Below are 19,760 nucleotides of genomic sequence, written 5' to 3'. Positions count from 1 at the left end.
GCGAAGAAGCCGGCTGGTGCAGGCTTCAGGTGACCCGTCTTCTCAGACGGGTGATCAGGGGCACACCGACGGCGCTGGCGAGACCGGCCAGCACGCTGATGGGCAGGGCGGCGCCGATGGCACCGCCGTCGGGGTCGTCGGGGGTCTTGCCCCCGGCGAGGGCGGCGCTGGACGCGCCGGTCGCGGCGGCCGGGGAGGCATCCGCCGCCGGGGCGACGGGGGCGGAGGCCGCACCGGACGAGCTCGACGAGGCGCTGCCCGCGGACGCAGCGGTCTGCTGCGAGGGGATGTAGGAGCCACCGGACGACGGCGCGGGGGACGACGCCGGCTTCGGGCCGTTCTGCATGACGTCCGCCGCCTCCTTCGCCTGTTCGATCCATGCCGTCGGGAGCGCGACGTAGCCGTCGGGCAGCTCTCCCACCGCCGTTCCGGGGGTCTGGGCCTGGGTCCCGACCGCGAACCGCACGAGGTCCGCGTACGCGGCGCGCAGGGTGGGATCGGTCGCGGTGGCGTTCGTCGCCGCGTACACCGGCATGGTGAGCGGGTACGCGTCCCGTGCGCCGGCGGCCACTGACGAGGTCGGATCGAACGCGACGACGCGATCCCCCGCGCCGGCCGGCGTCATGACGTCGGCGGCGGCGCGCATCGCGGCGCTGGTCGGAGTGGTGTACTCGCCGGCGGGGTTCCGCAGCGACGCCGTGACCACCTGGAACCGCGCGGCGGCGGCCGCACTGGTCAGACCGAGCAGACGCTGGCTCCCCGGGAGCATGCGCGGGTTCTTGCCGTACTTGGGCGGGATGGAGTTCGGGTCCCACTGCCCGGGGCCCTGACCGTCTCCGCGCAGCGTCAGGTACGCGATCGCGGAGAGGTCGTTGGCGTAGGGGCGCCAGGTCACGAGGTTGATGGGCGCCTGGTTGGCCGGGACGACCTCCACCGGGTCGGCCTTGGGGAAGTCGTCCCGATCGAGCGAGAAGGCGACCTTGGTCGGGTTCACGTCCGCGTTCGTGGAGTACCACGGGTTCACGACCATGCCCCACGGGTCCGGCTTGCTCGCCAGGAAATCCATCGCGTCCCGATCGGAGGAGATGTACCTCCACACCGCGCGGGCGGCATCCGATCGCCCCTGCGGGACGATGACGTCCGCGATGGCGGCGCCCTGCAGGTCCTGGGCCTTCCACTCGGGGTCGTTGACGGCGAGGAAGTCCGGATCGCGCGTGATGTTGTACTCGTTCGTCCCCGTCAGGTAGCTCTGGTCCGCCCCGGTCGGGATGGACGAGCGGTACGAGTAGCTGAGCAGCTTGGCGAGCAGCCGGGGCGTGAGGTTGACGCGGCTGAACGGAGTGCGCGCCTTGTCCTTCCACTCCTGCGGGACCGTCTTGTCGTTCGGGTTGGGCAGCCGGTCGATCGCGACCGAGACGACCACCCCGCTGAGCGCGACGGGGGCGTAGGTGAGAGGGTCCTTGCCCTCGGTCGACAGCGCGTAGCTGGTGAGCGCGAGGGGCGCCTGGGCGTTCTTGGAGGCCGCGAGCAGGGCATCGGCCTCGGCGCTGGTGATGAGGGAGTAGACCGACCCGCCCTTCTGGTTGCAGACCACCGGCTGCCACGACGCGACCGCGAGCGCGGCGAGCTCGCTGCCGGCCACCTGTCGCTCGGTCTGACCGATCGCGCATCCCGTCCCGACGGGGGCGAAGTCCAGCTTCACCGACAGCGCGTGCTGCCAGGAGTCGGCGAACAGGCCGGACTGGGTGATGTTCGTCGACCCGTTGTCGGACGTCCCGCGCGGGAGGATGACGAGCCAGCACGACGCGCCGACCGTGACGCCCGAAGTGGTGACGGGGTTTCCGCAGCCCAGGCCGTTGGACTGGACCGCCGTCTGCACCTCGAACGTGACGGACCCCTTCCCGTCGTCGCCCGAGCCGACCCAGGGGATCTCGTTGGTCGTGTAGGAGGTGAAGAACTGGTTGGCGTTGACGTCGACGGACGAATCGATCGTCTTCTTGCCGGTCGTCGCGTCGCGCTTGATCGAGTCGACACGGGTGCCGTCGCGCGCGATGAACGGGATCGAGGTGTAGGGCGGGAAGATGAAGGACCCGGGAGCGGTGTACTCGACGTCGGCCGCGGGCACCTCGTCGATCGAGGCGTAGTTGCGGTAGGCGTCACGGGTCGCCCCGACGCTGCCCGCCCCGCCGTACTGGCACGTCGTCCGGTCCGGGCGCTGCGCGTTCGCGGGGTCGTCGCCCCAGCACATGAACACCTGCAGGAAGTTCTCGCCGCCGTTGCCGCCGGCCGAAGGTGCGGTGGACTTCTTGCCGCCGGTCCAGTCGAGACGGATGCCCTGCGCGACCAGCCCCCGCGTCTGCGACACGGTGACGGACAGGTCCGGCATCGGGGCCGTGTCCACCGCGGCATCCTGCTGCTTCGCCGTCACGGTCACCTCGGACGAGGATGCGGCGGCGGCGGACTGCCCGCCCGTCACGATGCCGCCGGACACCAGCGCGAACACCGTCACCCCGGCGACGAGCCCCGCCGCGAGGGGCAGGACGGCGCGCCGAGCGCTCCGGGTCGCTGCGTCGCTCTGCGCGCGGCCGACACGGCGGCGGCGTCGCGACGGCGTCGCGGAGCCCTCGGCGTCGCTGCGCTCACGGAAGTCAGACACGGGTGAAGTCCTTTGGATCTGCGGGTGGCTGGACACCTTCGATGAGCTAAAAGTGCGCGGGTGACGTCGGGATGAACGTGCCCACAACGAGATGCCGATGCGGTGTGCTCCAGACGCGAACGCTGCGAGCGCCGGAGTCACCGACGGGGGGCGCGCGCGCCGGACCGCCGCGAGACCACGGGGGGAATGACGATCGCCGCCACCACGAGCAGCGCGGCGACGAGCATCATGTACTGGGGTGGCCCCCACACGTCGTCGGCCAGCGTGAACGGTGAGGACACGGCCGCGTTCGCCGCCGCCCCTCCCCCGGACACCAGGACACCGTTCGCGTCGTACACCGGTTCCGACGCGGTCCCGGCCGCCGCATCGGCGCTGCCCGCGGCCGCGCCGGCCGCCCCGGCCGCCGCGCCGGCACCCGCCGCTCCGGCGGCGCTGTTCGCCCCGCCGGACACGCCGCCCGAGCCGGTCGCGGGTGTCGCCTCCTGCGCGCCGCCGGTGCCCTCCACGCACTGCGTCGCGCCCTGCTTGTCGCAGTCCGGCGGATTGGGGGCGGATGCGGCGAGCTGATTGTTCGCGGGTGAGTCACCCGGCTTGAACGTGGGGTTGTTGCACTTGTTGAAGTCCACCGGACCCTCGGTGCCGGGGATGGCCTTCAGCACCTCGGAGCCCGCCTGCACAAGGTTCATCGGCAGGGGCGAATAGCCGAGCGCGGACGCCTGCTGCTGCCCCTCGCACAGCATGTAGTTCGCGAACCGGCTGAGGGTCTTGCCCTTCTCCGCCGTGAACAGCTTGTTCGTCTGCGTCGGGACGATCATGTACGAGTAGCTCGACATCGGGTAGGCGCGGGGATCGCCGCTGTTGTACACGCCGTCGAGGTTCTGCGTGAGATCCGGATTGATGGCCGCCGACATCAGCGCCACGGCGACGGACTGGTAGGTCGGCTCGACGAAGTACCCCGCCTTGTTGAGCACCTTGACCACCGGGAAGCCCGACTTCATCGCGTACGAGTACTCGACGTAGGTGATGGCACCCTCGCCGTAGTCCTGGCTGACGTACCCCGCGACGCCGAGCGAGCCGTTCTGCCCCTTGAACGAGGCATTGACCTGCGGGAACTGCGACCGCATGCCCTGGGTCCAGATGTTGCCGAACTGCTTCGACATCCAGAGGGTGAACTGAGCGCTCGTCCCGGAACCGTCGGAGCGGTAGACCGGCGTGATGCCGCGGTCGGGCATGGCGAGAGCGGGATTGTCGGCCTGGATCGCGGGATCGTTCCACTTGGAGATCTGCCCGCTGAAGATCTTGGCGATCACCTCGCCGGACAGGCGGAGGTTGGTGACGCGCTTGCCGCCGATCTTGAGGTTGTACATCAGGGACGTGCCACCGGCGACGATCGGCATGTACGCGAACCGGCCCTGCAGCGGCGTGCCGTCGCTGAAGGTCGTCTCGGGCGCCGACCCGTCCTCGGGGTTGTCCTGGAAGGGGATCTCGCTGATCGCGAAGTCGACCGTGCTGTTGCGGAAGTCGGTGCGACCGGCGCTGGAACCCGTGCCGGAGTAGTTCACGGTCATGCCGTAGTTGCTCGCGACGTTCTTGCGCCACTGGTCGAGCGCGTTCTGCGACCACGTCGAACCCGAGCCGGAGATCGGGACGTACCCGTCGGCGTGCGCCGGCAGCGGGATCAGCGCGACGAGGGAGACGGCCGTGAGCACCGCGGCGAGGCGGGCCCAGCGGGGACGGGATTTCACGACGGGTTCTCCTCGGAGGGTGGGGCGGTTCGTTTGCGGAGGGCGCGCTCGGCGAGCCGCCACTCGAGATCGGTGGGGGGCTTGCCCTTGGGCGGGCGGACCTTCCGCGCGGCGCGGGTCGTGGGCGGGAGGTTCTCTCCCCCGCTGATCCGCTGCAGGTCACGGGCCGACGCGACGGCCGCCGCGCGACGCTGGCGGTCGGAGAGCTGACCGGGGCCGCGGCCGCCGATCAGGCGGGCGATGATGAACAGCGTCAGCACGAGCAGCACGAGGGTCGCGGCGGCGCCGAAGCCGCGGGCGATCATGTTCGGCTCGGGCGACTTGACGAAGTCGAACACCTGCAGCGGCAACGAGATCATCGGCCCCGAGAAGGGGTTCAGGTTCATCTCGGCCGTCACGCCGGAGGTCAGAAGCACCGGAGACGTCTCACCGATGCCGCGGGCCGTGCCGAGGATCACCGCGGTCACCAGGCCCGAGCGCGAGGTCGGCAGGACGACGCTCCACACGGTCTTCCACCGGCTCGTCCCCAGCGCGTAGGAGGCCTCGCGCAGGTTGTTGGGCACGAGCCTCAGGACGACGTCGGACGCGCGGATGATGATGGGCAGCATCATCACGCTGATGGCGAGGGATGCCGCGAACCCGGAGCGCTGATTGGTGATGAGGGTCACCACGGCGGCGTAGACGAACAAGCCCGCCACGATCGAGGGCAGCGCCGTCATGGCATCCGAGATCGTCCGCACGAAGCGGGCGAAGGGACCGCCGATCTCGTTGAGGAAGACCGCGGTGGTCACGCCGAGCGGGATGGTGATGATCAGCGCGATGCTGATCTGGATGAGGGTCCCCACGATCGCGTGCGCGATGCCGCCCATCGTGAGGGGGTCGAGCGGCCCGGCCAGCTTCATCGTCTCGACGAAGAAGTTGGGGTGGATCAACGCCGAGGAGCCCCGCACGAGCGTGAAGCACACGACGAACGCGAGGGCGCCGAGAAGGATCACGCCCGCCGAGTAGAACAGCGCCGTCATGATGCGTTCGCTGATCGCGAGCCGGTCCGCGCGCATCGCCGTCATCACGGCGTAGATGCCGAGGAACCCGATGAAGGACAGCACGATCCAGCCGACGACGCCCGTCATCGGCGTGAGCCAGCCGAACATCAGACTGGACAGCGCGATACCCGCCGCGGCGCTGCCGATGAGATCGAACCGATCGCCGAAAGGCACCGTCCGCAGGTCGCGCCGTTCGCCGACGGTCCCCCGCCGGGCCGGGATCACGGTGCGGGAACGGCCGGATTCGTCGTCGTCCGGCCGCGACGGGGGCGCCTCGGGCGTGATGATGGCCATCAGTTGCTCTCCGCTCCGGACCGGCTGCGCGCGACGATGGTGGACGCGGTGAAGTTGACGATGAGCGTGATGATGAACAGCACGAGCCCCGCCGCCATCAGCGCGGACAGGCCGAACTGGCTCGCCTCGCCGTACCGCAGCGCGATGAGCGCGGACACCGAGTTCGTGCCGGTCTTCAGCACCTGCGGGTTGATCGTGAAGATCGGCGAGATGATCATCACGACCGCGATCGTCTCGCCGAGGGCACGGCCGAGGCCCAGCATCGTGCCGCCGATGATGCCGCCGCGACCGAACGGCAGAACGACGGACGTGATCATGCCCCACCGCGTGGACCCGAGCGCGAGCGCGCCCTCGCGCTCTCCCAGCGGAGCCTGCGAGAACGCTTCGCGCATGACCGACGTCTGGGTCGGCACGACCATGAGCGCCACCACGATCCCGGCGATGAACGCGGAGGACGTGAACGCGCCCGCCTCCGTCAGACGTGCCCCCGACGGGTCGGTGACCGCGAAGATCGGGATCCACGAGAAATACGTGGAGATCCACTGCGCGACCGGGATCACGCCCGACTGCAGGAAGAACACGCCCCACAGGCCGAACACGACACTGGGGACGGCGGCCATGAGGTCGACCATCGTGATGAGGAGCGACCGGGCGCGCACCGGCACGATCTCGCTGATCAGCAGCGCCGTGCCCATCGCGAGCGGCACGGAGACCGCCATCGCGATGAGGGCGATCGTGACCGTGCCGAACAGCACCGCCGCGACGCCGAAGCTCCCCGTCTCGGGCGACCAGTCCTGGGTCGTGAGGAACGAGGGGCCCGCGACGCTCAGCGCGTCACCCGCGCGGATGCTGAGGAAGATGCCTACCGCGAGCATGATCGCGACGGTGATCGAGCCGGCGGAGTAGGCCGCGCCCCGGAAGACGCGGTCCGCCTGCACCGGGCGGCTCTTCAGCGAGCGTCGGACCGGAGCCCGTGGCTCGGATCGAGGAGGGAGGACCTCCGTGGTCGTGTCCGTCATGCGCTCTCCGTCGGTCGCGTCAGGCAGGTCGTGCAGAGGCACCGCACCGGTGTCCCGCGGGGCGGGTACGGCCTCGGGGCGGTGTCCGGACGACCGGCGACGCGAGGCGCCCGTTGTCCCTCGTACCGGCTCGGGACGCCGGCACGCCCGACGCTAGATCCGGGCCGTGAACGCCGCCGGGAGCGACCGCCCACACCGCCTGGCCGGGAGGTGAACGAGGGATGCCGGTACCCGGCGGGCATCAGGGGGCCTCCGCCGTCGGGGTGGGTGTGGGGGTCGGGGTCCGGACCGGGGTGCTCGTCGGGGTCGGCGTGGGGGTGGGCGCCGCGGGGCGACCGCTGGACACGAGCAGACGTACCGTCGAACCGACCGGCGCGGAGGCTCCGGGGGCCGGTGTCGAGCCGATCACGGTCCCGGGAGGACGGTCCGACACGGTCGGCACCTCCTCCGACAGGAACCCCGCGGCCCGCACGGCGGCATCGGCGTCCGCGGTGGCCCACCCGTCGATCGGGGGGACGGCGTTCGTCCCGGATGCCACGACCAGGTGGACCGTCGAGCCGCGCGGCACCGTGGTGCCGGCGGCGGGATCGGCCGACAGCACCGTCCCGGCGGCGAGCGGCGAGTTCTGCGAGATCACGGGACCCGCGACGAGGCCCGCGGCCTCGATCGCGGCGAGCGTGTCCTGGAGCGCGCCGAGGTCGGGGACGACCGCGACCTCCGCGGTGGGCGTCGCGCTCGGGCGCGGCGTGGCGGCGGGATCGCTGCTCGCGGCGGGAGTCGCCGACGTCGGCGGCGCGGCCGCGGGCTCGGAGCGACCGGCCGAGGCCATGAGCGGGACCGCCACGGCGACCAGGGCGAGGACGGCGACGACGATTCCCGCGGTCACCCCACCGCCGCGGGAATCGCGGGACCGGCCGGGGGCCGCGGGAGCAGGGGCGGTGTCCTCGACGCCCGGCACCGTGACCACCGGCGCCGGGCGCAGCACCCGCGTCGCCGCGACGGGTGCCGGGGCGGGGGCCGCAGCCTGCAGCGCCGCGCGCATCTCGGCGGCGTCGGCGAACCGATCCGCCGGGTCTTTCAGCAGCGCGCGCACGAGCACCCGATCGAGCGCGGGCGACACCCCGCGCGCCCGCACCGAGGCCACCGGGGGCGGAGCGTGCAGTTGCGCCCGGACGACGGCATCCCGGTCCCCGCCCTCGAACGGAGCCCGGCCGGTGAGCGCGAAGTACAGCAGCCCTCCGACCTGGTAGAGGTCGCCGGCGACGCCCACCGCCTCTCCGCGCAGCTGTTCCGGCGAGGCGTACTGCGCGTTGCCGACGACCCCGGCCGCGGCCGACGCGGAACTGCGCAGGACGTCGTCGCCGCGCGTCGTCCGCCCGGCGGCATCCGCGAGCCCGAAATCGAGCAGGGTCGCGCGCACCGGCGTCGCCCCCTCGAACCGGACGAGGACGTTCGCGGGAGACACGTCGCGGTGGACGAGGCCGCCCGCGTGCGCGGCGTCCAGGGCGGCGAGGATCATGTCGCCCACGCGCCGCGTCGCGGCCGCGCCGAGCGGACCGTGGGCCAGGACGTGCTCGGCGAGGGTCGTCCCCTCGAGCAGCTCCTGGGCGATCCAGGCGATCGTCACCTCGCCGTCCCGGAACGTCCCCATGTCGACGACCTCGACGATCCCGGGATGCGCGACGGCGGCCGTCCGCCGTGCCTCGTCGAGGAACGCCGCGCGCAGCGGCTCGCTCTCCGACAGGTGCGGGTGCAGCAGCTTGATGGCGACGGGGCGGTCCAGGACCGTGTCGGTCGCGGCGAACACCGACGCCGTCCCCCCGGAACCCAGCAGTCCCTCCAGGCGGAACCGACCGGCGATGAGTCCGGATGCCGCGGTCACGGAGCGTTCATGCCGACGCGGGCGCGGCGTCCCGACGCGGTACCGATGCTCACGCCCTGCGCGATGGTCGCGGTGGCCAGCGCGGCGCCCGCGGCGCGCCCCGCCGCGGCGGCTTCGCTCGCGGATTCGTACCAGCGCGCCGCGGTCAGGACCGGCCGGTCACCCCGACGGATGACCCACCCGTGGGTGGTCGACTGCGGACCGCGGACGGCGGTGACGGTCATCTCGTCGACGCGGGCCTGCTCGGCGACGACGGCGTCGAACGCCGCACGGGGGGAGACGAAGATGCGGGCGCAGCGCGCGAGCTCGCGATTGTTGGTCGCCAGCAGCCGCCACACGCCGAACACCCCGAGCGGCGTGAGGGCGGCCTCGGGTGTGCTCTCGCTGAGGCTGCCGGCCGTGATCGACCACTCGGGCAGGAGATGCGAGCGGAACAACAGCCACGCCGCCAGGCGGGGGTCGTGGATCGAACGGAACGTGTCGAACACGATCCGTGCGCGCCGCGTTGCGCGATCGGAGAGCGTCTCGCTCACGGGCACCCCTGTCTGACGTCCGCAGAGCTCGGGGTCGGGCACCCGTGCTGCAGTCCGTAGGCAAGAAAATGGCGGCGCCCGGTATCCGCAGATCCATCGGGGGATGAACGGGCGGTACACGGCGGTTCAACGCTCGGAGATCACCCTCAGATCACCATGAATTCGCCCAGCAGCGTGCGGGGCGTTACAGCGTGCGGCGTCCCTCGAACGCTCGGCCGAGGGTGACCTCGTCGGCGTACTCGAGGTCGCCGCCGACGGGCAGACCGGATGCCAGCCGCGTCACGCGGATCTCGAGCGTGTGGAGCAGGCGGCTGAGGTAGGTGGCCGTGGCCTCGCCCTCGAGGTTCGGGTTCGTGGCGAGGATCACCTCCTGCACCGAGCCGTCGGCGAGCCGCTGCATGAGCTGGGTGATGCGCAGGTCGTCGGGGCCGATTCCCGCGATGGGACTGATCGCCCCGCCCAGCACGTGGTAAAGCCCCCGGAACTCGCGCGTGCGTTCGATCGCGGCGACGTCCTTCGCATCTTCGACGACGCAGATGAGGGCGGGGTTGCGGCGCGGGTCGCGGCAGATGGAGCAGCGGTCCTGCTCGGAGACGTTGCCGCAGATCTCGCAGAAGCGCACCTTCTCGCGCACTTCACCGAGGAGCTGCGACAGTCGGGACACGTCGAACGTCGGCGACTGCAGGATGTGGAACGCGATGCGCTGCGCGGACTTCGGACCGATCCCGGGGAGGCGGCCGAATTCGTCGATGAGGTCTTGGACGATGCCGTCGTACATCAGCTGAACCTCGTCGGGGGCTCGTAGGGTTCGTCACGGACGTAGTTCGCACCGAGCATCTGTCGGACCACGGCCTCTCCGTAGCGCTGCACTCCCCCGCGCAACGGCGCCATGCGCGGCACGATCACCGGCGGAACGGGGAGGTCGGCCTCGTCGTCGGGCGGCGGGATCACGTCGTCGTCGTCGACCTCCTCGGGCGCGGGCACCGAGGGGGCGACGTCGGAGGAGCGCAGCACGGCGCCCTCGAAGGGCGGCGGAGCGATGCGCGGGGCCGGTCGGACGGCGGCCTCCTCGGGCTCGTCGTCGACCGCGAGAGCGGTGCTCGCGGGGGCGGTGCCCGCGGCCGCCGGGGCGGCGGAGGGCGCCGCGGCGACCGTGCGTGCGGCGGGTGCGGACGTGCCGGCCGCCGACGCGGGGGCCGCAGTAACGGGGCCGGAGCCCGTGCTCACGGGAGCGCCCGGGATCGGCGCGACGGCCCAGTCGGTGACGGAAGCGGACGCGTACGACGCCGCCGAGCGTGACGCCGGAGCCGGGGACGTGGCTCGGGCGTCGTCGGCGGGTCCGGCGCCCGGGCCGCGCGGGGAGCCGCCCTGCCCACCGGAGCCACCGTCGCCCTCGAGGCGGGCGAGGTACTTCACCCGGATGCCGAGGACCGACTGGATGGCGCGGCGCAGGTCTTCGCTGGCGCCTCCGTCGGGCGTGCGGGTCTTGAACGAGGTCAGATCGGCGCCCGTGCGGAAGCCCAGGGTGAGGACGTCCTCGTCGAAGGCGAGGACGGACGCCGTGGACACGACGAGCCAGGACGCGCGGCTGAGGGCCTCGAGCTGGCCGAGCACTTCGGGCCACGCGTCACGCACGTGCGACAGCTCGAGCGGACCGACCGGGACCGCCGGGGGCGTCGGCGCCGCGGGATCGAGCGGCGAGGAGTCGTCGCCCTCGCCCCGTGCCGCGGCGTCGGGTGCCGGGGCATCGGCGTCGGGCGTCGGCGCGGTGTCGAACGGGTGCGGGTCGGCGGGCGCCGGGACCGGCGCGGGCGCGGCGGGCGCCGTGCCGCTGGGGGCGCCACCGGGTGCGACAGCGGCTCTCGGTGCGGCGGTCGCCGCGTGCTCGGGCTCGACGTCGTCGAACGGCGGCGGGGCATCGTCGTCGTCGAACGGCGGCGGGACGTCGTCGTCGGACGGCGCGGTGGGCTCGGTGGCCGCAACCGCAGGCCGGACCGGTTCGGCCGCGGTGGGGGCGGACGAGGGTGCGGCGGTCGTCACCGGGGCGGCCGCCGGCGTCGTCGGAGCGCTCGGCTCGGAGACAGGAGGCGCCGCGACCGGCTGCGCCGTGGCGGGAGTCGGGGCGGCCACGGGAGGCGCGGCCCGGCCCGGCGCGGCAACGCTCGGCGATGCGACACCCGGTGACGCGACGCCCACGGACCCGACACCCGGCGCCGCCACACCCGGCGCGGCAACGCTCGGCGATGCGACACCCGGCGCCGCGATACCCGGGGACGCCACACCCGGGGCCGCAGCGAGAGCGGCCGCGGGAGCGGAAGTCGGGGCGGGCGTGCGCGCCGGAGCCGGGGCAGCGTGCTCGGCGGCGTGCGCCGAAGCGGCCGCGGGGGACGTGCCCTGCGACACACCCGCGTGCGTCAGCACTCGGGCGACGAGGAGCTCGAGCTGCAGCCGGGGCGAGGTGGCCCCGGTCATCTCGTCGAGGGCCGCCACGACGAGATCGGCGGTGCGCGACAGCCGGGCGACGCCGAACGCCGTGGCCTGACGCGCCATGCGCTCGAGTTCGTCGTCGGGGACGCCGCGGAGCACCGCGGAGGCGCCGGCACCCGTGGCCGCGACGACGATGAGGTCGCGCAGGCGCTCGAGCAGGTCGTCGACGAACCGGCGGGGGTCCTGCCCGGTCTGCACCACACGGTCGACCGCGGCGAAGGCTCCGGCGCCGTCGAGGGCCGCGAACGCGTCGACGACCTCGTCGAGGAGCTCGGAGTGCGTGTAGCCCAGCAGCGCCACGGCGCGCTCGTAGTTCACGAGGATGTGGCCGTCGGCATCCCGATCCGAACCGGCGATGAGCTGATCGAGCAGCGACAGCGTGTCGCGCGGCGAACCGCCGCCGGCGCGCACGACCAGCGGCAGGACGCCCGCCTCGACCGCGACGCCCTCGCTCTGGCACAGCTCCTGCACGTACTCGAGCATCGCCGCCGGCGGCACGAGCCGGAACGGGTAGTGATGCGTGCGGGAGCGGATGGTGCCGAGCACCTTCTCGGGCTCGGTCGTGGCGAAGATGAACTTCACATGCGCGGGCGGCTCTTCGACGAGCTTGAGCAGGGCGTTGAAGCCCTGCTGCGTCACCATGTGCGCCTCGTCGAGGATGAAGATCTTGAACCGATCGCGGGCCGGGGCGAAGATCGCCCGCTCGCGGAGGTCGCGGGCGTCGTCGACGCCGTTGTGGCTGGCGGCGTCGATCTCGACGACGTCGAGGGATCCGCCGCCGCCACGGCCGAGCTCGACGCAGCTGTCGCAGACGCCGCACGGAGTGTCGGTAGGACCCTCGGCGCAGTTGAGGCAGCGCGCGAGAATGCGCGCCGAGGTCGTCTTGCCGCAGCCGCGCGGACCCGAGAACAGGTAGGCGTGGCCCACGCGGTCGCCGCGGAGGGCCGTCATCAGCGGCTCGGTCACCTGCGACTGCCCGATCATCTCGCCGAATGCCTGCGGGCGGTAGCGGCGGTACAGGGCTGTCGTCACTCCTCCAGCCTACGGCGTGCCACCGACATCGCCCCCGTCGCCCTCCCCCGCCCGAGGGTCCAGACGCCGTTCCGCACCACCGAGCGGAGGAGAATCCGGGAAGGGAGGACGGCAACGGCCCCTGGCATCCTCCCCTCCCCGAATCTCCTCCGCTCGCGACCGGCGCCCGGGAGCGGCAACACCCCGACAAACGCCGAACGCGGCGACGCCCCGAAGGCGCCGCCGCGTCGACGAGGGGACTCAGGCGTCGAGGCCGACGGCCACGGGCTCATCGTCGCTCGAGACGAGCGGGATCGTCGCGGTCACGATCGGCACGGATGCCGACAGCAGCGTGCCGTCCTCGCGCACCGACCCCTCGAGCTGCCGGATCGACGGGCGTCCCGGGAGGAGCGGACCCTGGCCGTGCAGCGCGACCCGCACGCTCTCGCCGGGGGCGACGGTGTAGTCCACCCCGCGCACCGCGAAGTCGACCGGCCCGCCCTCGTCACCGGCGCGCAGCGTGAGCGCGGTCGCGGTCAAGGTCACGTTCAGTCGGGTGCCGTGCCAGTGCAGCACGTACGACAGCTCGGGCCAGTCCGCCGGCAGACGCGGGTCGAACGTCAACCGTCCGAAGTGGTCGCGCATGCCGCCGAAGCCGCTCACCAGCGCCGTCCACACGCCACCCGCCGAGGCGACGTGCACCCCGTCGGCGGCGTTGTGGTGCAGGTCGCCGAGGTCGACGAACGCGGCCTGGCGGAAGTACTCGAGGGCGAGGTCCTGGTAGCCGACCTCGGCCGCGAGGATCGACTGGACGACGGCCGACAGCGTCGAGTCGCCGGTGGTGAGCGGGTCGTAGTACTCGAAGTCGGCGAGCTTCTCGGCATCCGTGAAGTGATTGCCCTGCAGGAACAGCGCGAGCACGACGTCGGCCTGCTTGAGCACCTGGTACCGGTAGATCACGAGCGGGTGGAAGTGCAGCAGCAGCGGCCGCTGATCGGGCGGCGTGTTCTCGAGGTCCCAGATCTCGCGCTCCAGGAACACCGCATCCTGGGGATGGATGCCGAGGGCCGGGCTGAACGGGATGTGCATCGCCTCGGCGGCCTTCTCCCAGCGGTCGGGCTCGGAGGGGTCGAGGTTCATGCGGTCGGCCATGTGGCCGTACGCCTCGGGGTCGTTCTCGGCGAGGTCGCGCACGGTGCGGGCGGCGAAGCGCAGGTTGAAGCGCGCCATGACGTTGGTGAACAGGTTGTCGTTGACGACCGTCGTGTACTCGTCGGGACCCGTCACGCCGTGGATGTGGAACGAGTCCTCACCGTCGCCGTCGCCGTCGCTCGACCGCCAGAACCCGAGCGTCGACCACAACCGCGCGGTGTCGACCGCGATGTCCACCCCCTCGCGCGCGAGGAACTCCTCGTCGCCGGTGGCGCGGACGTACTTCGCCAGCGCGAAGGAGACGTCGGCGTTGATGTGGTACTGCGCCGTGCCGGCGGCGTAGTAGGCCGAGGCCTCCTCGCCGTTGATCGTGCGCCACGGGAACAGGGCGCCGGCCTCGTTGAGCTGGTGCGCGCGCTTTCGCGCCGCGGGAAGCATCAGGTACCGCATGCGCAGGGCGTTCCGCGCCCACTGCGGCGTCGTGTACGCCAGGAACGGGAGGACGTAGACCTCGGTGTCCCAGAAGTAGTGGCCGCTGTAGCCCGACCCCGTGACACCCTTCGCGGGCACCCCCTGGCCGTCGGCGCGGGCGGCGGCCTGCGCGAGCTGGAACAGGCACCAACGGGTGGCCTGCTGCAGGTCGGCCTGGCCGCCGATGCGGACGTCCGAGCGCTCCCAGAACGCCGCGAACCAGTCGATCTGACGCTCCACGAGCGTGGCGACGCCGACCTCGCGCGCCCGGTCCAGCGTGCGGCGGCAGCGGTCGACGAGCTCGCCCGCGGGCACGCCGCGCGAAGTGTGGTAGCTGACCAACTTGGTGATCGTCGTCGGGACGCCGGCCCGCGCATCCACCCGGAAGACGTTCTTGGCGATGTCCGGCTCGACGAGGTGCCGCGATTCGTAGGTGTTCGCGGTGTCGACCTCGTGGTCGGCGACGACCGCGATCGTCATGCCCGATTCGGTGGCCTCGTACGACAGCGCGGACCGATCGCCGTCCTGCCAGTACTCCCGCGGCTGGAGCACGCGGTCGGTGAGCTTCTCGGTCTTGCGCGGGTCGAAGCCGGCCGTCTTGGATGCCATCGGCGACCCGCCGTAGATCCCCTCGCCGTCCTGGCGGTTCAGCAGCTGGCACGCCACCGTGACGGGTGCGTCGGAGTTCAGCACGGTGACGGTCAGACGCAGCACGACGAGGTGCTTCTCATCGAAGGAGACGAAGCGCTCGTCCTCGATGCGCACCTCCTTGCCCGAGGGCGTCACCCACAGCAGGCTCCGGCGGAGGATGCCCTGCCGCAGGTCGAGCACGCGCTCGTAGTCGCGCACGTCGGCGACGTCGAGGGAGAGCGGCTCGTCGTCGACATAGACGCGCATCACCTTGGCATCCGGGGCGTTGATGATGGTCTGCCCGACCTCGGCGAAGCCGTAGGCCTGCTCCGCGTGGCGGATCGGGAAGGTCTCGTGGAACCCGTTGATGAACGTGCCCTGCTCGTGGGCGAAACGCCCCTCGATGGAGTTGCCGCGCAGCCCCAGATAGCCGTTGCCGACGGCGAAGAGGGTCTCTGTCACGCCCGTGTCGTCGACCGAGAACTCGGTCTCGACGAGGCGCCATTCGTCGACGGGGAAACGATCGCGATCGATCATCGGGGCATGCCTTCCGCAGGTGCCGGGCTTCGGGTGCGTCGCGCGGGGCGACGGCTCAGTCTACGAACGCCTGGAGGTCGTCGACGACCACGTCGGCCCCCGCGGCGACGAGGTGCTCGGCGCCGACGCCGCGGTCGACGCCGACGACGAGTCCGAACCCGGCGGCGGAGGCCGAGGCGACGCCGCTGGTGGCGTCCTCGACGGCGGCCGAACGGGCCGGGTCGACGCGCAGCATGCGGGCGGCCTCGGCGAACACGTCGGGGGCGGGCTTGGATGCCAGGTGGTCGCGCTCGGCCACGACGCCGTCCATCACGACGGGGAAACGGTCGCGGATCCCCGCGGCCTCGAGGACCTCGACGGCGTTCTTCGAGCTGGACACCACGGCGATCGGGATACCGGCGGCCTGCAGCACGTCCAGCAGCGCGACCGACCCCGGGTAGGGCGCGATGCCCTCGGCGCGGAGGATGCGCGAGAACACGAGGTTCTTGCGGTTGCCGACGCCGCACACGGTGTCGAGCGACGGGTCGTCGGACGGGTCGCCCCACGGCACCTCGACGTCCCGGCTGCGCAGCAGGCTCGCCACGCCGTCGTAGCGCTTCTTCCCGTCGACGTGGTCGAAGTAGTCGCGATCGGTGTACGGCGGCTGGATGTCCCAGGCCACGAACAGCTCGTCGAACATCTCTTTCCACGCCCGCATGTGCACTTCGGCGGTGGGGGTGAGCACGCCGTCGAGGTCGAACAGGACGGCATCGTAGGAGGAGAGGTCGGGCAGGTCGCGGCTGTCGGTCACGGTTGCTCCAGATCGCAGGACGGGACGCGCGGTCACGGCGGTGCGCCGCACTCCCAGCGTAGTGGCGGGGTGGGGAGGCCGCGGGGTCAGGACGCGACCGACAGGGTCTGGCGGGCGATCTCGAGCTCTTCGTTCGTCGGCACGACGAGAACCTCGACGCGCGACGCATCCGACGAGATCCGACGGATGCCACGCCCCCGCGTCTCGTTGCGCTCGGCGTCGAGCTCGACCCCCGCGAAGCCCAGCGTGGCCACGGCCTCGGCGCGCACCCGCGCGGCGTTCTCCCCCACGCCGGCGGTGAAGGAGATGACGTCGACGCCGCCGAGCTGCGCGAGATACGCACCCGCGTACGCGCGGAGGCGATGGATGTAGACGTCGAACGCGAGCTGCGCGTCGGGGTCGCCGGCGTCGCACCGCGCGGTGAGGTCGCGCATGTCGGACACTCCGGCGAGGCCGACGAGGCCCGACCGCTTGTTCAGCAGCGTGTCGAGGTCGGCGATCGAGAGATCGGCGCGGCGGGCGAGTTGCAGCAGCACCGCGGGGTCGAGGTCTCCGGAGCGCGTGCCCATGACGAGCCCCTCGAGCGGGGTGAGACCCATCGAGGTCTCGACCGATCGGCCGCCCTCGATCGCCGTGACGGACGCGCCGTTGCCGAGGTGGAACACGATCTGCCGCAGATCGGCGAGGGGGCGATCGAGGAAGGCCGCCGCCGATTCGCTCACGAACTTGTGGCTCGTGCCGTGGAAGCCGTACCGGCGGATGCGGTGCGTCTCGGCCAGTTCGCGGTCGATCGCGTACGTGTAGGCGGCGGGGGCGAGCGTCTGGTGGAACGCGGTGTCGAACACCGCGACGTGGGGCACGCCCGGAAACGCCTTCTTCGCCGCGACGATGCCGGCGAGGTTCGCCGGGTTGTGGAGGGGCGCCAGGACCGACAGCTCGTCGATGTTGATCTCGACGAGCGGGGTCACGAGCGTCGGTTCGAAGAAGCGCGCCCCGCCGTGGACCACGCGGTGTCCGACGGCGACCGGCGCTCGCTCCTCGAGCGACGGCCCGTGGACCGCGAACGCCTCGAGCATGACGGCGAACCCCGCCGTGTGGTCGGGGATCTCACGTTCGATGGTGGAGGTGGCATCCACGACCGTCGGCGCCGGGCCGCCCTCGGGGCTCAGGGCCGCCGCCGCGACCGTGTGCGTGGCGACGCCGACGCCCTCGCCGATGCGCTCGACCAGCCCCGAGGCGAGGACGCGCTCGTGCTCCATGTCGAGCAGCTGGTACTTGAACGACGACGACCCGCTGTTGACGACCAGGACGACACTCACGAGGCGCTCCCCTGGGCCTGGATCGCGGTGATCGCGATCGTGTTGACGATGTCGTCGACGAGTGCGCCGCGCGACAGATCGTTGATGGGCTTGTTCAGGCCCTGCAGGACCGGGCCGATCGCGACGGCACCCGCCGAGCGCTGCACCGCCTTGTAGGTGTTGTTGCCGGTGTTGAGGTCGGGGAAGACGAACACCGTCGCGCGTCCCGCCACCTCGGACCCGGGCATCTTGGCCTGGGCCACGGCGGCATCGGCCGCGGCGTCGTACTGGATCGGGCCCTCGACGAGCAGCTCGGGGGCGCGCTCGCGCACCAGCGCGGTCGCGGTGCGCACCTTCTCGACGTCGGCGCCCGTGCCCGACTCCCCCGTCGAGTACGACAGCATCGCCACACGCGGCTCGATGCCGAACTGCTCGGCGGTCGCGGCGGACGAGATCGCGATGTCGGCCAGCTGCTCGCTCGTGGGGTCGGGGATCACGGCGCAGTCGCCGTAGACGAGGACGCGGTCGGCGAGCGCCATGAGGAACACGCTCGACACCACCGACACGCCGGGTGCGGTCTTGATGATCTCGAACGCCGGACGGATCGTGTGCGCCGTGGTGTGCGCGGCACCCGAGACCATGCCGTCGGCCAGGCCCAGGTGGACCATGAGCGTGCCGAAGTACGACACGTCGGTGACCGTGTCGGCGGCCTGGGCGTACGTGACGCCCTTATGGGCACGGAGCCGCGCGTACTCGGTGGCGAACTTGTCGACGTGGACGGCGTCGAAGGGGCTGAGCACCTCGGCGTCGCGGATGTCGATGCCCAGCTCGATCGCGCGCCCACGCACCTCAAGCGGCTCGCCGAGGATCGTGAGGTCGGCGATGCCGCGCGCCAGGACGGTCGCGGCGGCGCGCAGCACGCGGTCGTCGCCTCCCTCGGGCAGCACGATGCGGCGCCGATCGCCGCGCGCACGGTCCACGAGGCCGTACTCGAACATCAGCGGCGTGACGACGCTCGGGCGGGCGACGCCGAGTTCGCGCGTGAGCAGGTTGGTGTCGACGTGGCGCTCGAACATCGCCAAGGCGGTGTCGTACCGGCGCTGCGAGTCGGCGGCGAGGCGACCACGCGTGTTCATGATGCGCACCGCGGTGTCGTACGTGCCGAGATCGGTGGCGATGATCGGCAGCGACGAACCGAGGCCGTCGATGAGGCGCACGATCGTGTCGGGCAGCTCGAACCCGCCGTTGAGGACGACACCGGCCAGTGAGGGGAAGGTGCCCGAGGCGTTGGCCAGCAGGGTCGCCAACAGCACCTCGGTGCGGTCGGCGGGGATGACGATGACCGCCGACTCCATCAGGCGCGGCAGCACGTTGACCATCGACATGCCCGCGACCACCACGCCCAGCACCTCGCGCGTGAGCAATTCGGGGTCGCCCTTGATCAGCTCGCCCTCGACCGAGCGCAGCACGCCCCGCATGGAGGGGGCGATGAGGAACCTGTCTTCGGGCAGCGCCCACACCGGCACGGTGCGGCCCGTCGGGGTCGGCGCGGCGTCGACGACGCGCCGGACGGATGCCACGACCTCCTCGAGGGCGTCGGGATCGGCGCGGTTGACGATGACGGCGAACACCTCGGCGCGCTCATGGAGCAGCTCGGGCATGGTGAGCGCCGCGATCTGCCCCACCTCCTGCGCGGTGCGCGCGACCGAGAGACCGAGAGTCTCGCCCTGCCCCTGCTGCGCCCGCCCGCCGAGGACGAGGAGCACGGGAGCGCCGAGGTTCGCGGCGATGCGCGCGTTGTACGCGAGCTCGGCGGGGCTGCCGACGTCGGTGTAGTCGCTGCCGATGACGACCACCGCGTCGCACTGCGCCTCGACGGCTTTGTACCGCTCGACGATGCGACCCAGCGCGGCGTCGGCATCGTCGCGGACGTCGTCGTACGTGACGCCCACGCAGTCGTCGTACGCGAGGTCGACGCCGTCGTGATCGAGCAGCATCTCGAGCACGTAGTCGCGCTCGGCGGTCGAGCGCGCGATCGGTCGGAAGACGCCGACGCGCGGGGTCACGCGGCTCAAGGCGTCGAGGACGCCCAGAGCCACCGTGGATTTGCCCGAGTGCCCCTCGGCCGACGTGATGTAGATGCTCTGCGTCACGGCATCCAGCCTAGGCGGGGCGGGTGACATCCCGTCGGGGTTGCCTCGCTGTCGAGGGA

Annotated in this window: 12 protein-coding genes; all 12 read right to left on the bottom strand. The window is 72.0% G+C overall.

Translation table 11 applies throughout. The features are described 5' to 3' along the window. Positions 1 to 25: 25 nt before the first annotated feature. The 12 genes from BW982_RS15355 to pta all read right to left on the bottom strand — a co-directional run bounded on the left by BW982_RS15355 (position 26) and on the right by pta (position 19,701). A complete protein-coding gene (locus BW982_RS15355) occupies positions 26 to 2,656 on the bottom strand; it encodes a hypothetical protein (RefSeq protein ID WP_076494745.1) in 2,631 nt (876 codons plus the stop codon). Between the two features lie 137 nt (positions 2,657 to 2,793). After that, positions 2,794 to 4,401: a phosphate ABC transporter substrate-binding protein PstS gene (gene pstS, locus BW982_RS15350; protein ID WP_076494743.1), complete on the bottom strand. Its 1,608-nt coding sequence runs from the start codon at positions 4,399 to 4,401 to the stop codon at positions 2,794 to 2,796. Beyond that, positions 4,398 to 5,738 carry a phosphate ABC transporter permease PstA gene (gene pstA / locus BW982_RS15345; RefSeq protein ID WP_076494741.1) on the bottom strand — a complete coding sequence of 447 codons (1,341 nt, stop codon included), beginning with the start codon at positions 5,736 to 5,738 and terminating at the stop codon, positions 4,398 to 4,400. The genes pstS and pstA overlap by 4 nt, the downstream gene beginning before the upstream one ends. After that, positions 5,738 to 6,757 carry a phosphate ABC transporter permease subunit PstC gene (pstC, locus tag BW982_RS15340; RefSeq protein WP_076494739.1) on the bottom strand — a complete coding sequence of 340 codons (1,020 nt, stop codon included), beginning with the start codon at positions 6,755 to 6,757 and terminating at the stop codon, positions 5,738 to 5,740. The genes pstA and pstC overlap by 1 nt, the downstream gene beginning before the upstream one ends. Positions 6,758 to 6,998: 241 nt before the next feature. Beyond that, positions 6,999 to 8,639 carry a protein kinase domain-containing protein gene (locus BW982_RS15335; RefSeq protein WP_076494737.1) on the bottom strand — a complete coding sequence of 547 codons (1,641 nt, stop codon included), beginning with the start codon at positions 8,637 to 8,639 and terminating at the stop codon, positions 6,999 to 7,001. Further along, positions 8,636 to 9,172, bottom strand: a complete 537-nt coding sequence (locus tag BW982_RS15330; RefSeq protein WP_139327492.1) for a hypothetical protein — start codon at positions 9,170 to 9,172, stop codon at positions 8,636 to 8,638. Before BW982_RS15330 ends, BW982_RS15335 begins: the two co-directional genes overlap by 4 nt. Positions 9,173 to 9,356: 184 nt before the next feature. Next, on the bottom strand, positions 9,357 to 9,950 hold the full coding sequence (gene recR, locus BW982_RS15325; RefSeq protein WP_076494733.1) for a recombination mediator RecR: 594 nt from the start codon (positions 9,948 to 9,950) through the stop codon (positions 9,357 to 9,359). Continuing rightward, the gene (locus BW982_RS15320; protein WP_076494731.1) at positions 9,950 to 12,691 is read right to left on the bottom strand and encodes a DNA polymerase III subunit gamma and tau; all 2,742 of its coding nucleotides are present in this window, start codon (positions 12,689 to 12,691) and stop codon (positions 9,950 to 9,952) included. Before BW982_RS15320 ends, recR begins: the two co-directional genes overlap by 1 nt. A 240-nt stretch (positions 12,692 to 12,931) precedes the next feature. Further along, complete coding sequence (locus BW982_RS15310; protein WP_076494727.1) at positions 12,932 to 15,460, bottom strand: glycoside hydrolase family 65 protein; 2,529 nt, start codon at positions 15,458 to 15,460, stop codon at positions 12,932 to 12,934. A gap of 55 nt (positions 15,461 to 15,515) precedes the next feature. Next, on the bottom strand, positions 15,516 to 16,250 hold the full coding sequence (locus tag BW982_RS15305; RefSeq protein ID WP_076494725.1) for an HAD family hydrolase: 735 nt from the start codon (positions 16,248 to 16,250) through the stop codon (positions 15,516 to 15,518). A gap of 86 nt (positions 16,251 to 16,336) precedes the next feature. Then, complete coding sequence (locus tag BW982_RS15300) at positions 16,337 to 17,569, bottom strand: acetate/propionate family kinase (protein WP_076494723.1); 1,233 nt, start codon at positions 17,567 to 17,569, stop codon at positions 16,337 to 16,339. After that, positions 17,566 to 19,701, bottom strand: coding sequence for a phosphate acetyltransferase (pta, locus tag BW982_RS15295; protein WP_076494721.1), 2,136 nt, complete (start codon positions 19,699 to 19,701; stop codon positions 17,566 to 17,568). The genes BW982_RS15300 and pta overlap by 4 nt, the downstream gene beginning before the upstream one ends. Between the last annotated feature and the right edge of the window lie 59 nt (positions 19,702 to 19,760).

Source organism: Microbacterium sp. RURRCA19A (assembly GCF_900156455.1).
In the GTDB taxonomy this organism is placed as follows: Bacteria; Actinomycetota; Actinomycetes; order Actinomycetales; family Microbacteriaceae; genus Microbacterium.
The sequence above is the reverse complement of the archived record's forward strand: the minus strand, read 5'-3'. Positions and strand labels throughout refer to the sequence as shown.